This window comes from Neobacillus sp. NPDC058068 (genome assembly GCF_042885335.1).
GTDB lineage: Bacteria > Bacillota > Bacilli > Bacillales > Cytobacillaceae > Neobacillus.
This window is the reverse complement of the sequence record NZ_JBHVSI010000007.1, coordinates 150,853-165,735: the sequence shown is the minus strand read 5'-3', so window position 1 is coordinate 165,735 and position 14,883 is coordinate 150,853. Positions and strand designations below refer to the sequence as shown.

Here is a 14,883-nt window from a genome sequence, read left to right as displayed (position 1 = left end):
ATGAAATAGGCGCGATTATCTTTAGATAATCGCGCCAATTTCTAAAATTCTTAAGAATTTCGCCATCGTTGAGCGATATCCTATTGTTAAATCTTCCGTTCTCAAAACAACCTCTATAACCCCGATCAAGCAAGTTAATCATAAAATAAGTTTACCCTATTGAATAACTTCCTCCCCCTGATAGATCCGAAATGCTGGAACAATGGTGTCTGAAACGATTTCTTTTCCTTTTTCACGAATAAAGTCCAATTTATAGTAGGCATCGAATCGTTGGCTTATTTCCGTTTTCACCAGTTCAGGTGGTGTCACGACGATGAATTGAAATTTCAGTTTCTCAGCAACAGCGAAGATCGGGTCAAGAACATGTGGCGATGCAGCTTGTCCAAATGGATTATCACAGACTAAAGGCACCCAGCTTTGATCGTTTTCGCTTTTCACTGATAATAACATCATCATCATGACCATTCGAGCGGAAAGCTTTTGTCCACCGCTTCCGTCCGATTTCGTCTTAGATCCTTGATTAATCGTCTGCCAGGTCGAATAATGCTCCCTTTTTGGCTTGCCATACATAAAGGCGTTATCCGTCCGCATGTTATAGACAAGCAGCTCAGGGTATCGATTTCGAAGCGATACAAATAAAATTTGCTCATCACTAATGAGCTGTTTGATTTCTTGATCTAATGATAGATTGTTGTTATCAATCATATCAAACTGTTTCGTAATTTTGTTAATGGCCGCTACAAAATGCTGCTTCAGTAACGGCTCAATCTCTTCCGCCCTTTTCGGCAGGATGTCTTCTTTGAGCTGGACAAGCGGGAACGATCCTCGTTCATTTTTCAGCTTCATTTTCGCAATCATCGAACGAATCGACTCTGAAATACTCATCACCTTCATGCTGGCACGGCTGGCCCAGAAGTTTTGCGCCTTTTCAGCTCGTTCTTTGTCCCGTTCTAATTGCTCCAATCCACTTTGTGAAAAACGCTTCATATTTTTAACAATGGTTTGAATATGCGAATAATGCCTTGTATCCATATGGTCAAGTGTTGTTAAAACTTCATTTTTAAAACGAATCTCCCAATCTTTTCCTTCAATCGCGAGCTTTAAATTGCGCAATGATTGTTCGATTTTCGCATGCTTCTCTTGACCTTCTTCCTGAATCGCTTGATGCTCTTCACACCAGGATAAGATGCATGTTTTTCCTTGATTCTTTATTTTTTCGACATCTTGATCCGTGAATACTGCTGCTTCCTCCTTAAGAATAACAGATAAGGTTAACAAATCCCCTTCATAGCCTGTAATATTGGCTTCTGTTTCCTTTAGGAGTTTTTCTGTCTTCTTTAATTCATCCTTCGCGATTTTCGTTTGGTCATTAATTTCTACGGCCTTTACTTCTAAGTCAAGGTCTTCCCATTCTTCAGGCTGTTTTTCATGCTTTGCGACCTTCTTTCCTAACTTTTCACGCTGCTGGATCGCATGCTGTATGGAGGTTTCTGCTACGGTTACAGCAGTACCTTGTTCACGTTCTTCTTTTTCCGCTGTCTTTGCTTCCTTCTGTGCGGTTTGCAGTATATTTTCCAATATACTAATCGGTTCATCTGGTTCAGGAACTTCTTTCCAATCCTTTTGATGAGCCATCAGTTTTTTCTCTAATTTCTTTTGCTGCTTTTGTTCTGATTCTTTTGTCGCCTGAATCACCAATAATTCACTAGCTTGCTCTTCTTTTGATTTTTGCAGCTGCTTTAACTCTTTCGTTCTCCCATAAATCTCTTCTAAAAGATGTGGTGAAAGACGCGGAACCTCTTCACATAGGTCTGCTTTTTCTTCTGTAGGAAACGCTGCAACATTTATAAAGGCGGCAATTTCTTTGATCGTTTGTTCGATGGTTAGCTTCCATTCAAAATAGGTTTGCTTCCACTTGTTTTGCAATTCAACGAGGGTTTGGTACTCTTTACCTATTTCCTGCTGCTTGATGGTCAAAGCTTCCTTTTGGTTCTCTTTCTCTAGCTTCACCTGTTTATTTTCTTGATGAAGCGTTTTTTCTTCAGCAAATTTAGCTAATGTTTCCACAGCAGTAGAAAGTTCTTTACGTTTTCGTTTCGTTTTTTCCAGCTGTTTTTTTAACTGAAGCTGTAATTCCTTCTCTTTTTCCACTTGTGTGATAATTTCTTGAAGTTGTGTTTTCTGAGAAAGAAGAGCATTCTGTTCCTGACTGAGCGTTCGTTCGAGATCAATGGAAAGCTCCCTTGATAGGAATCGATCGATTTCTTTTAAAATACGACGGAAGGTCGCTTCTGTTTTTTCCATTTCTACAAGCGTTTCTTGCTTTTCTTCTATTTGTTTCGCAATACTAATTTTCCAGCTAGAGAATTGATTTTTATCCGTTAATAGCGCTTTTTCGGTTCCGTTAATAATGACAAAGGAAGCTTGGTCCCTTTCTTTGTTCATTTCCTCACGCAGGAAGATGGGAACAGGACTATTAAACAATCTTCCGGAAAGAACCTGCTGATTAATTTTTTGCCATTGATGCTGGCTGACGACCAAACCATATGGGAGGAGCGGATTAGTCAAAAGGTATTTCACTAGATCCTCGGGACTTAAAGATTGAAGAAATTGGGTTCCATAAAACACATCAATCCCCGTTTTTTCATCAATCCATTCCTTTAACTCCTTCACATCCTTATTGGCAATCCAGAAATGATCATCATTTAAGGAATGGTCGAGCTGTGTTTCCCAAAGCTCTTTTTTCAGTTGTTCCCCTTGTTGCTTATTCTGGCCCAGTAGTTCTTCTATCTGAAGAGCATACTTCGATAATAGAGCATGACTTAACGGCACCGTGACATCCTCTAGTAAACCACGAAGCTTCTCTACTAGTTTTGCTTCTTTTTGAGTTTGCACTTCATTTGCTTGCTTTAGCTCTTCACATTTTTCTTCTGAAAACGTAATCGATTGAGCAAGTGTCCCGTGTGATGCCGCTAACTGCTTTTGCTTTTCCGTAGATTCTTGATCTTTGACATCCAGCTCTTCTAACTGAGCCTTTTTGTTTTCAATTTGTTTTGATAGGCTTTCGATATAACCCTTTAAATCATAGGTGATGCGGTCGCCAAACTCGGTTATAAGCGCTTCTTCCTTAGACTCGAACGCATGCATTTGAGTATAGAGACTATCAATTACTGCGCTGAGCTGAGCAATCTCCTTAGTCATTTGTTTATCCTGGCGCGACAATTCGGTTTCTTTTTTCTTTAAGAACCTTTGGTAGCCATCATACTGCATCATGGCCTCTTGTATGGATTGGTAAGAAGTTTCCCATTGCGCTAAAGCTTCTTTTTTGATTTCATCCATTCTTTGATTAACCTGCACTAAGCCGCTGTTTTGCTCCAATTTCGCAATTTGCTGGGAAAATGAGCGAATCGTTTGTTCGTATTCATACCACTCTTTTAAGATCGTCTGAAAGGCAAGCTCTTCTCTTCGTTCCTGTTTTTCCTTCACAGCTTCTTGTAAGGACGTGTGTTTCTTCTGTTCTTCTGCTAATTTCTTCTCCCAATCTAGTACTTCCCTATGCGCTTTTGCAAACTCCAAGTTGTCTTTTTGGAAGCGTAAATTTGCTTGTTTTAAGGTAAGTTTTTCACTGTCTTTTTCTAACGTAAGGAGCGTTTCTTCTTCAGTTTTTTTCAAATGCTCTAAAGCACCAAGCAGCTGCCGGCCAACCTTAATACTGTTTTCTATGAATTCTTTATGTTCAATCCCCTTTGCTAGGTGCTCGTCAAAAGGGATAATGTCCTCTAAGAACTCCTTATGTGCTTGCTCTCTTTTTAAAAGTACTGGCAGGTCCTTCGCAATACTTGCCTGACTCTTGAAGATTTCTACCAGATCGTTTTTTTGATGGTCTGTTCGATGTAAGATTTGACTAACCGTTGGAATGATTCGTTTTTGGAACAAGGAATGATCATCTTCTGCTCCCTCAAAGTATTTTCCAACACCGCCTTCATCTTTGTTAATGTCCTTCAAGATATCCCAGTCTTTACGGTTAATTCCGTATGTATCCAGAATGCGGTAATGCTTTTTCAGATCTCGGTATACATCATATCCGTTCCATTTTAAATAGTCCTTCAAAGCTTCGGTGTCAGCCACTTCCTCATTTTCAACAAGTGGAATATGCTCAAGAGCTGCCTCCTCTTTCCGTTCAAACTCTCTTGTATAAAACGTAAAAGTAGGGAGGATTTTGGCTTCCTGTTCCAGTGTTCTACTTTCATTTCCACTTTCTTCACTCATCGAGATCCGCTGTTCAGCTGAAAACATTCCTCCCGTGACGAGATGACGGCGGTCCGCACCATCTAATTCCCACTGAATCACAACGTGAAAGGTATAAGGAATAAATTGCTCCTTATTATTAAAGAAAAATTGCTGATAATACCGATTGTTTTGTTTCCCCCACGCCGTTCCTGGTTTGAGAATTTGGAAGATGGTCTGAAGGAAAACCCCTTTCCCACCGCCGTTCATCATCGAAATGAGACCATTTGTCGACGTTTCCTCATTATGGAAGTTAAACGTGGTATTTTTATATTGCTTTTGCATGCCATCGTACTTCAGGCCCACAATTCTAATTCGATGAATCTTCGGCATGCCCATCCTCCTCTGATGTCATTAATTGTTTCAATAATTCATAGCGATCATAATCGTGATACAGGTATTCAATCCGTTCAAACAGCTCTTGCTTTGGAATCACCTTTGGAATATCGTCCCGATCCAGAATGACAACTAACCGTTCCGACTCCAGTAAGCGCATTGCACTGGCAATTAACCCAATTCTCGTTCGTCGATTTGCTTTTTTAGCGCCATAATCGTCCGTTTCCACTTCCATGTATTTCCATGTAGTAACAACTTCCTTCATATCAATGCGTTCTTCATCACCGAAGTTAGGCTTAGTTTTTAGAATGCTTTCCCAATTCATGATCAGATCATTGACAAGACGTTCTAATGTGTAGTAGCTAATCCCTTCTCGCTGTGTCCGGATTTTGGCTGCCTGGTTGCGGTCGATGCTGGCTAAAAAGGACATAATCACAATGCTAATGAGATGAAAATGTCTTTTCGTCTCGATTTGCTTATGCTTTTCCTTCATATGCGTAAAATTGGTCGCAAAAACGGAGCCGGTTGGCTGGACAATCAATTGAATACGTTTAGGCGATTCAATGATATAGGTGCCTGATTCGTCTGCTAATAAAAGAACGGTCTGTCTTACCTCCGGATCAAAATACGTCTGAAAGTGTTCACTATATTCATCAATGACTTTATCTTTTAATAGAGTAAAATAGACAGCTGCTGCTCTCTTGGTTGTTTCTGCACTCATTTATTGGGCCTCCTGTAAACATAGTTTAAAAGGGGTTATTTTCGTTCGCTGCCACAGAATAGGCTCCGCCCGAGGATCAAACGTCGTAAACAGCTTCATGCCTTCAAACACTTGAAATTGCGGGTATTCGTTCAGTAGTTTATAAAGAAGAATTTCCCTTTCATCGCTTAAGGTTTCTTCCTTCCGATGCAGCACTTGAACTTTAAGCGGTTTCTTATCAAACATCATCCATAAATCAATAGTTTCCGATTCTTCAAACCATAGGTCCTGCACTTCGAATGGAAAGGTGGATAATTCAGTTAATGAAAACTCTCCTGTTGCTTGTAATTGTTGAAAAACATAACTCCAAGCCTTACTTACAGAATTCCAGTCCGTCACACGCACCTGAGTGATTTCTTCCTCGGGCTCCTCTTCGATGACCACATCGGTCACTTGTTTATCATCGAATTCCTGTTCACCCCAAATCCAATCAAGCGGCAGAATGAATTCATTCTTCGGTGCAAACAAAGGAGACAGTACGGTTTCGATTTCCGTAAAAGAACGAACGCCTTCCTTCATGAACATATTTTCATAAAAATGCTCGCGGAATGACACCAAGCTATTTTCCCAAAATAACGATGGATTTTCGGCCTTTAATTTCATCTCATAGGAAATGTTTTGAATAACGAGCTTCGCAAAACGATCATGCAATTGTCTCGTATGGCCTACTTTTTCTTGGAGAAGATGCAATTCTTTTTGGACATCGTCATCTTCTTCATTTCTTCGTTTCGTTTTTTCAATCATACTCGTAATGGTCCGGAAGTGCGTTTTTTCCTCTTCAAATTGGTTTTCGATTTCAGCACGATTGTCTGCCCTTTGCATTTCTTCTTCCATTAATAAGATTTTTGGATTGTTGATCATTTCCTTTTGAAAGGAGAATTCTTTTGCCATTAAGCGGTTGACGCGTGAAATGAGGTGATCGAGGTTTCGAGTCGCTTTACGGAAATTTCCGTTTTTAATCAGCTGCATACTGTAGAGTTGTTCGATGGTGATGGAGAATTCCTCCGCCATTTCCCTGCTCATAAAAATCATTTCCTGAGAGACCTCGGTTAGTTTATAAACAATGGATCCGCCCATCTCTAAATTCGTGTATAACTCATCCATCGTGACATAGCGGAACACCTGAGTCTCCCATGCCTGCCTGATTTCATCGTAATATAACGCTTCAAACGGCTGGCTGTACTCTTCTTTTCCTGAATATAAAAGTCCGCTTGTGATCCGCTCAATTTGCTTATCGTCTGCAAGAAGCTTCATTTGTTTAATCGCATCTTCCACCATATACTTAATATCAGACTTTTTTCTTCCATCATCATCATTTAATTCCCGGTAAAAGATGGTGAGGAGCACTTGCATTAGAATAGTTTGAACATAGGGTTTCAGCTCTCCTACATCCATTCCCCTCCCAAGCTCAAACAATGGATTTAATCGCTGCATTCTTCCTGCGAATCCTTCCCATGATTCGTTCACATCCATCGCCTCCATGTTTCGATTGTCAGGACTTCCTGTGGAATCCGCTTATTTTCCATCCATAATTGCATGAGTAATGCTTGCTCCTCTTCTGTAAACCATTGAAAGAAGGCATCTCGAAACTTCAGATTTTGTGTTTGACCTTGTTTTTGATCATTTTTTTGTTCAAGACATTCAAGCATTTTGCGATATATTTTTAAGGCAGGCTGAATACAACTGTCTGGATATTTTTCAATCATCCGGATAAGGATTCCGTACCCTGCCGCATCAAGATCGCCTGCGTAATAAAAAAGATAGTTGTTTGGCGGAAACATGCGAAAGAAAAACGAAAAGCTTCGTTCTATTTTTGTGCCTTCCCCATAAATAATTACATCAGGCTCATAATCAAGCTGGCCGGCTTCTAATAATTGAATCGAAGTATGGAAGAATGATAGATTTTCGACAATGAGAATCCGTTGAATCTCATGGATTGCTTTTCCTTGCTTCAGCCAAAACACAAATGGCTCGCCATAGTTCACCATTTTAAGCTGTTCTTCTCCGATACCAATTCTCGTTAAAAAGCCTTTGCTATCCGAAAATTGTTCGCCATCGAGCAGGAATTTTTCATGGCCGAATAGCTCCAAGCTTCTTTCTTCGACTGACACCCATTCTCGCTCATGACTCGATTGTAAGAATGAATAGACATTCTGGATTCGATTCCATTCCTCTTTCGTTTGCCATTCGGGATGCCGTTCATAATAGGAAAAATCAAACTGATCACTTAATTTCATCATCTCAAGACGATTCCATTTAGTTGTATGAGCTTTGATATTCACCCAGTAATATAAAGCAAGCGCGGGTGTTTTCCCATTATATTGCTTATTTTGAATCGGGATCAGCTCCCCTTCCGCTTGTAACGTTTGAATGGTGTTAAAAAACAGCGAATACCCATCCATTTCAAAATAATCATCCATCAGCTTGCGTAATTGCAGTTCTAAATCATTCATATTGATTCTCTTTTTTTGACTAGGGTGCTGGATATCTGTAATAAAACCTCTCACCCGTGTTTCGATGATGTCGATTGTGCCCACCTACTTATATCTTCTAAAGTCATAGGAATTAAATCCTACGATAAATTCAGTTATCATTCTATTATAAACTAGTTTCGCGATTGCTTGTAAGAGATTTAATTTTGCACCAACTTAAGTGACCAAGGCCCTGCCGGTCATATTAATCTGACAAAACCCTTGATGCGTTATTAAGAAAATCTTTTAAGCAAAAGCAGTTTCTATTTTTCGAGTGGCGGGTATAATAAATGTAAGGAATTCATAAATTAAAAAAGACCGAGCATGCTCTTACATGTCCGGTCCAGCAATAGACGGTTCCCTCTAAGGGGTCGACTATACGGTAGAATAATCCATATAAACTTGCTAGCTCAAGGTTGGATTATTTTTTATGGTTATGAAATGACAGAATCGCTATAATTACAGTCCCCTGGGTATTAAAGCAATAGTGTGCCAGAGGACTGACCCCCAATCTCCCTTTTATCTGCCATTCATAAATTGAAGTTTGGACAGTAATGGTCGATTATTCTCCCATAATACACGTACTGGTAACTCGAAAAACGTAGAAAGAGGCTCACTTGAGATTAATTCTTGAGTATTTCCTAATGCAAAAATTTGTCCTTGTTTTAATAATAATGTTTTATTAAAAACAGGCAATATTTCTTCAACATGATGGGTGACATAAATCAATGTTGGCGCCCCGGGGCTTTTGGCCATTCTGTCAATTGACTCTAACAGCTGCTCGCGTGCAATAAAATCCAATCCGTTAGTTGGTTCATCAAGAATAAGCAATGAAGGGTCTGACATCAATGCCCTAGCAATCAGCACTCGTTGTTTTTCACCTTGTGACAATGTCACATAATTTCTATTTGCATACTCAATACATCCAAGGTTCTCTAGATACGTGATCGCCTTTTTTCTCATTTCATCTGATGGGGTTTCGTATAAACCAATGGAAGCAAAGGCACCGCTTAATACAACTTCAAATGCACTATCACTTGGATAAAACTTTTCTTGCAGTGAAGTCGATACAAAGCCAATCTGCTTACGAAGTTTTTCGCCAAGGTATGTTTTCCCAAATTCCATTTCTAAAACAGCTATTTTTCCTGTTGTCGGGAAATAATAAGCATTTAGCAAATTTAAAATGGCTGTTTTTCCAGAGCCATTTAATCCAAAAAGTACCCAGTTTTCTCCCGCTTTAATTTGCCAATTAATATCCTTTAAAATCCATTTACCATCTCGACTTAAAGAAACATTTTCGAGTTGTACAACCAATATAAATACCCCTTTCTACCATACATTAAATAATATTATTATAGTATCGAAATTTTCAGAAAGTAAAGCTATCGATCTGGTGTAATTTATGGTTTTTGGTGGTGCATTTAAACGTTATATGTATTATATTTTTTATTTACTTTAGACGCTCTTAAGAAGTATGACACAACAAACAACTCCCGTAAGATTTCCCCCTTTATATACTATAAAGCATCTTTGGCGCTATACGTTTGTTTTTGATTTATTAATAACCGAATCAATTTAATTGGTACATACCCTAACATTCCCCCAAGTGTATTTAAAATCAAATCGTCAACATCAAAACTACCGAATTTAAAAATTAATTGAGTAAGTTCAAATAACAGACTTAAACAAGCTGTGGCAATAGCGACATTTTTAAAGCTTAGAAATTTTTTAGATAATAACGGAATAATGAAACCAAAAGGTGCAAAACCAATAACATTTCCACCTAAATTCTCAATTCGAATATTTAAATTTATATCTGCTAAAAACAAATAATAAATAATTGTTTTGAAAGGTATGAAATTACTCGTGTAATACCAGGAGAAGTCATCATTACTTTTGAAAGTAAAATTGCTAATTATAATTTCTAAAGGAAGATGCTTAAATAATATTAATTTTGTAAGAATTGATAGATACAGACACAATAGGATTATTAAAACTACTTTGGAAAAAATTCTCATTCTTGTATAAACTCCAATCTAAAATTTTTTACTGAATCCTTATATTGCGAGAAGTCTCGCTTTACCCTTTTAAATATATAGACGAATTTACCTTCTGTTTGGTTTATAAATAAATAAATATCATCAATTATTCACTAATTATTTTGCTATTTCAAGCATATGCCTATTTAGGTGCTACCTTTATTGCCACGTAAAAATGTATATTCTAGGAATTTTTACATTCCATTAAGCGAATTTTCCTCAACAATCTGGCCCGATTGTTGAATAAAAATAACTGACCATTCTTCAACTATATTACCCGTAAGCTTAAGAAAGGTGCAAAATTAATACACACAAAATATATCATCAAATACTTCACCTGTTTCATAATCAAAAACCATTCTATATTCGCCTATCACTGAATCATCGTACTCAAAATTGAGTCTTATAACTACGTGATTAAAGTCCTCATCTGGATAGTTTGTAATTGTAAAAGTAACTGTATTAATATAAATGGAAAGTTTCTCAGATTTAAAGCCTTCCTTAAATGTATCTTCATATTCTTCAGGGTACTCTTCCTTCCAATTATTAAAAGTCTCCCAAAACCCTTCAATAGTTTCTCGCTCTATATTTTTCTCTAGTATCCATTTTTTAAAGTCCTTTACATTAATAAAATTGGACATAAAATCCTCCTATAATGGCATAATCCATTGATTTCTTCGTTGAATTGTTTAATTCTTTCTTGAAGTAACCTGCCACGATAGTTTAAGTGTAATCCTTCACAATCTCTTCTACGCATTAATATATATACAATCCCTAATAATTGTTGTTCCAGAATCCAGTACAATTCAAAAAGACGCCTTCTTATTCAAGAAAAGCGCCCGATTGTTGAAGATCATTACAAATACTAGGCTACGTCATCTACTTTTTCAAGATAATTGGAAATCCCCAAAGCTATGTCACCGCATGCTTTGGAGCAATTAGATGAGAAGAGAGTCTTTTGCATAGTTATTTTTTTCGATACCTTTCCGGAATGGTTAAGCCCATTCTTTCATCATCCCAAGCTATTGAGCTTATCTTCCAACCACAGGGAGTACGAATGAACTGCATTGTTTTCATGCCCATTGTATCAAAAGCTTCGCCAGACAATACACCTATTTTTCGATACAGGCTGAAGCGATGAGCGATATTTCCGAAAATCTCTGTGATTTCGTACAATTCTTCTTCCTTGAAATTTATCAAGTTCCCTTCACTTAATAGTTTCTCACGGGGTTCGATAAACTGCTGAAGACTATAAATAATAGGAGCGCAATCTGTATTCTTAATGATCATTGCCTCTGGAATAAATAATTCGGTGAGGGCGCGTACATTCGGTTTATTTCCATTTTTATTAGTAAAAGCTTCGAAAAATGAGGCGGTTAATCGATCTAGAATTACTTTTGTTTCAAGTCGATCCGTTTCAAGAATTTTCAATGAAATTCACCATCCCTTAGTACTTTTTTCAACTAACTAATTATATCAGATGTTAGATTGAATTTTGGAAATAATCAAAAGATTAATTTTGCTAATGTATCTAGTTTTTCACCCGGTTTTACCGATTTAGACTCAACGGGAGTTAATCCACTAATCTGAACTATTTTATTATCAAGAATTTGAAAGTATGGAACATTTCATTTCAGAATTGGAGAAGTACATTTACTATTTACAATAACAAATGAATTAAAGGAAAATTAAAGGAATGAGCCCTGTCCAATACAGAGTTCATTCCTCAGTAACTGCTTAAAATATGTGTCTAACTTTTTGAGGTCACTTCATTTGAAGATCCTTATAAATTCGTTATCTTACAGGTTCTATAGATGAGATCCGCCACTTGCATCGAGCAATTGACCAGTTACCCAACGGCTGTCTGAGGAAGCGAGAAAGGCGGCAATATCTGCCACATCCTCGGGTTCTCCCCATCTGTTGAAGATTGAAAGACCAGCCGCATATTTTTGTCCATCAAGGTTTTTCTCAGCATTCATCTCTGTATTAATAATTCCAGGCTGGATGGCGTTTACCGTAATATTACGGCTCCCTAGTTGTTTGGCTAGAAGACGCGTAAATGTGTCGATAGCACCTTTGGACATACTGTACGTGAAGACACTTGGAGAAGCTGCACGTGTCACAAAAGATGAAATATTAATAATCCGTCCTCCATCTTTTAAACGTGGCAAAGCTTGCTGAGTAACAAAAAGTGGTGCTTTGACATTAATCTTCATTACCTCGTCAAATGATTCTTCCGTCGTCTCTTCTAAACTGATAATTTGACCAATTCCAGCATTGTTGACAAGAATATCGAATCCGTCACCGCCCATATATTCCCGAATAGTATCATCAAAAGTAGTAAATAAATCTTGAATACCATCTAGAGTACTAAGGTCAGCACCAATCGCGCAAGCATTTCCTCCGCTTTGCTCGATCTGGTGAACAACTGCTTCTGCCTCATTACGTCTTTTCCCGTAATGAACGACAACAAAGGCTCCCTCTTGTGCCAGACGCAATGCAATACTGCGGCCAATTCCTCGACTTGATCCTGTAACTAAAGCGATTTTGCCCGCTAACTTACTCATGCTTCCATCTCCTTGTTCAAACATAGTTATATTTCATAGAGAATAATATCATGGAACATTATTTGAAATGTTGCTCTCCTATTCGGTTTCAAGGGGGCGATTGCTTCAGATAACTTAGTTCATCTCTTGGTTGCCAGCATTGCTTATATAAATCTTGAATACGTTTTTGACGATATGCATCATATTGTTTAAATGCTTGTTCAACATAGTTATTTCTTTTAATACATTTTGCCAAAATATTTACATCTTCAATTGCTTGGTAAGCGCCTTGCCTCATAACTGAATAAAAAAGTATATGCTTCTTCAAGTAGGGTCCGTTAATTTAACATGATATCATTAATGATCAAACTTTTTTAAATCAATATTAACATTGAATACATGTAAATGATGTGAGAACCATTGATACTCCAATAGTTCTCACGTCCAAGTTAAGATAACCGCTGATTTACAACGTTAAGGAAATTACCATATTAAAAAGCCCAATTTCTCAACATTTTATATTTGAGAAATTAGGCTTTTTTCGTTGCTCCGTTAAAGCGCCCGATTATGGAACAAAAACCGTTATTACAATAAAGAAAGATAAGCGTTATCTTGTTATTTATCGAATACAAATTCAGGATTAATAGCTACAGGATTTTTCATGACAAATAGCTTCTTCTGGATCATCGAAAAAAGAGGAGTTTTGAAAGCAGTAGATACAATGTATGGTCGGATCCCTTTTACAAATTTTGACGAAGTAAAAAACAATTTTCCCATTCGCTCTTGAATTTGGTGAATTTCCTCAATCTCTTCACTTCGAATTTCCTGAACTCTACAGAGAACTTTAGCTGAGACATCACGTTTTTGCAGCGCATCCCAAATAACATCAGCCGCCACAACTGCTGTCGTTACTGCTAAAGAAACTCCTATTGCTCCTACAGGAGATGAACAATGAGCAGCATCACCGATCAGCAAGCAGCCATTCTTTGCCCACGTTTTAACCATATGATTTTTAGCTTGAAGCGGTACGAATGATTTAAAGTCAACCAAAGATTCAGCAAATTCATGAAATCCTTTGTTAGCATGCATAATTTCTTGACGAAAATTTTCTATTCCTTGACGCTGTGTTTCTTTCCATTCGCCCCGTGGTAAAGCAATGCCTACTTGAAGTAAATCAGGGTATTTCGGCAGTGTTATATAGCTGTGTCCCTCTGTGATTTTAAATCGCAATTCTTCTCCCCAATGAGAAGGCCGTTTTACACTGAACCAGATTAGATCACCAGGATAATGTTGATATTCTAATTCAAAACCACCTAAACGACGAATCGTAGAAAACCGTCCATCAGCTCCGACTATTATTTTTGCCTGGATTTCAAGTAGCTCTTTATTCTCCTGCTCAACAACCACTCCTGTCACTGTTCCATCCTTCTCGAGCAGTTTTTTTACCGGGGCATGAAACATCATATTAAACGTTGGATATTCCTTTGCTTTTTTGTATAGTGCTTGAAGTAAAATAGGCTGAGGAATCCAGAGAGCATAAGGTGCTTCTGCAATCATGGAAGTAAAATCAATGTCACCTTTCTTTTTATCATAATGATAAAAAGCACCTTTCTTTAGCTTAGAATGAGGCAATTGTTCGATATACTCACGCAATTTTAATTGATTAAGCAATTGAATAAAGCGGGGCTGAAGCACCTCTCCACGGTATTCACGATCAAAATTATCGTGGCTCTCCAAGACGATTACTTGAACACCAACCTTAGCCAATAATAAGCCCAGCATCATGCCAGCTGGTCCTCCCCCAACAACAATGACATCCTTTTGTATTTGTTTTCCAATCATTCTGCTATCTCCTCCCTAAATTCAAACACCAACATGGGATTATATGTAAAAAAATGGATATAATGCTTGCTTTAATAATTCAAGAATCTGGCCCGATTGTTGAACAAATGCTAATTAGATTGTTCAACTAAACTGCCAGTTGCTTGAAGAAGAAAAAACCCTGCATATCAACACAGGATTTTTAATAAAACTCCTTAGACATTATTAATTTAATTTTAGTAGTATATAGATAAATTTACCTTAATACCCAATATTTTTATTAATAGTTAGAATCTAGGTAACTTAAAATGTTGCTTTAAAATAGAGTTTGATTAAATTGATACTAATACCCTTGATAAACGAACAAAAAGAAAAGGCTAGTTTTGAAAAAGCGTTTACTAAAAAATGGATTATCGTGATTAAATAGGAAATAGATTAATAGATTTGGAGGAACACGGGATGGCAAAAAGAATTTTTCTAGCTTTATTAAGTGTAATTCCCGTCATCATATCCGGTAATCACTCCTGCGCTAGCAAGCTTCTCAACGGCGTCTTTACCCCCAGTGTCTGTCAATATCTTTCACAACAACCGAATGGACAACAATTAGGTCAATTTCTACACCG

Annotated in this window: 11 protein-coding genes; all 11 read right to left on the bottom strand. The window is 37.6% G+C overall.

Annotated elements, in window-relative coordinates:
• Positions 1-156: 156 nt before the first annotated feature.
• Positions 157-4,620 carry a coiled-coil domain-containing protein gene (locus tag ACFVSW_RS10390; protein ID WP_387315448.1) on the bottom strand — a complete coding sequence of 1,488 codons (4,464 nt, stop codon included), beginning with the start codon at positions 4,618-4,620 and terminating at the stop codon, positions 157-159.
• Positions 4,598-5,344 carry a DUF6063 family protein gene (locus ACFVSW_RS10385; protein WP_387315445.1) on the bottom strand — a complete coding sequence of 249 codons (747 nt, stop codon included), beginning with the start codon at positions 5,342-5,344 and terminating at the stop codon, positions 4,598-4,600. Before ACFVSW_RS10385 ends, ACFVSW_RS10390 begins: the two co-directional genes overlap by 23 nt.
• The gene (locus ACFVSW_RS10380) at positions 5,345-6,856 is read right to left on the bottom strand and encodes a hypothetical protein (protein ID WP_387315443.1); all 1,512 of its coding nucleotides are present in this window, start codon (positions 6,854-6,856) and stop codon (positions 5,345-5,347) included. It lies immediately after the preceding gene.
• A complete protein-coding gene (locus tag ACFVSW_RS10375; RefSeq protein WP_387315440.1) occupies positions 6,847-7,920 on the bottom strand; it encodes a Wadjet anti-phage system protein JetD domain-containing protein in 1,074 nt (357 codons plus the stop codon). The genes ACFVSW_RS10380 and ACFVSW_RS10375 overlap by 10 nt, the downstream gene beginning before the upstream one ends.
• Positions 7,921-8,373: 453 nt before the next feature.
• The gene (locus tag ACFVSW_RS10370) at positions 8,374-9,168 is read right to left on the bottom strand and encodes an ABC transporter ATP-binding protein (RefSeq protein WP_387315438.1); all 795 of its coding nucleotides are present in this window, start codon (positions 9,166-9,168) and stop codon (positions 8,374-8,376) included.
• A gap of 203 nt (positions 9,169-9,371) precedes the next feature.
• Positions 9,372-9,872, bottom strand: a complete 501-nt coding sequence (locus tag ACFVSW_RS10365; protein WP_387315436.1) for a VanZ family protein — start codon at positions 9,870-9,872, stop codon at positions 9,372-9,374.
• Between the two features lie 323 nt (positions 9,873-10,195).
• Positions 10,196-10,534 carry a hypothetical protein gene (locus tag ACFVSW_RS10360; RefSeq protein ID WP_387315433.1) on the bottom strand — a complete coding sequence of 113 codons (339 nt, stop codon included), beginning with the start codon at positions 10,532-10,534 and terminating at the stop codon, positions 10,196-10,198.
• A 325-nt stretch (positions 10,535-10,859) separates the two neighbouring features.
• Entirely contained in the window at positions 10,860-11,324 is a 465-nt protein-coding gene (locus ACFVSW_RS10355; protein WP_387315431.1) for a nuclear transport factor 2 family protein, read from the bottom strand.
• Positions 11,325-11,701: 377 nt separating this feature from the next.
• Positions 11,702-12,460: an SDR family oxidoreductase gene (locus tag ACFVSW_RS10350; protein WP_387315429.1), complete on the bottom strand. Its 759-nt coding sequence runs from the start codon at positions 12,458-12,460 to the stop codon at positions 11,702-11,704.
• Between the two features lie 594 nt (positions 12,461-13,054).
• Positions 13,055-14,281, bottom strand: coding sequence for an FAD-dependent monooxygenase (locus ACFVSW_RS10345; RefSeq protein WP_387315427.1), 1,227 nt, complete (start codon positions 14,279-14,281; stop codon positions 13,055-13,057).
• Positions 14,282-14,746: 465 nt separating this feature from the next.
• Entirely contained in the window at positions 14,747-14,833 is an 87-nt protein-coding gene (locus tag ACFVSW_RS10340) for an S-layer homology domain-containing protein (RefSeq protein WP_387315582.1), read from the bottom strand.
• Between the last annotated feature and the right edge of the window lie 50 nt (positions 14,834-14,883).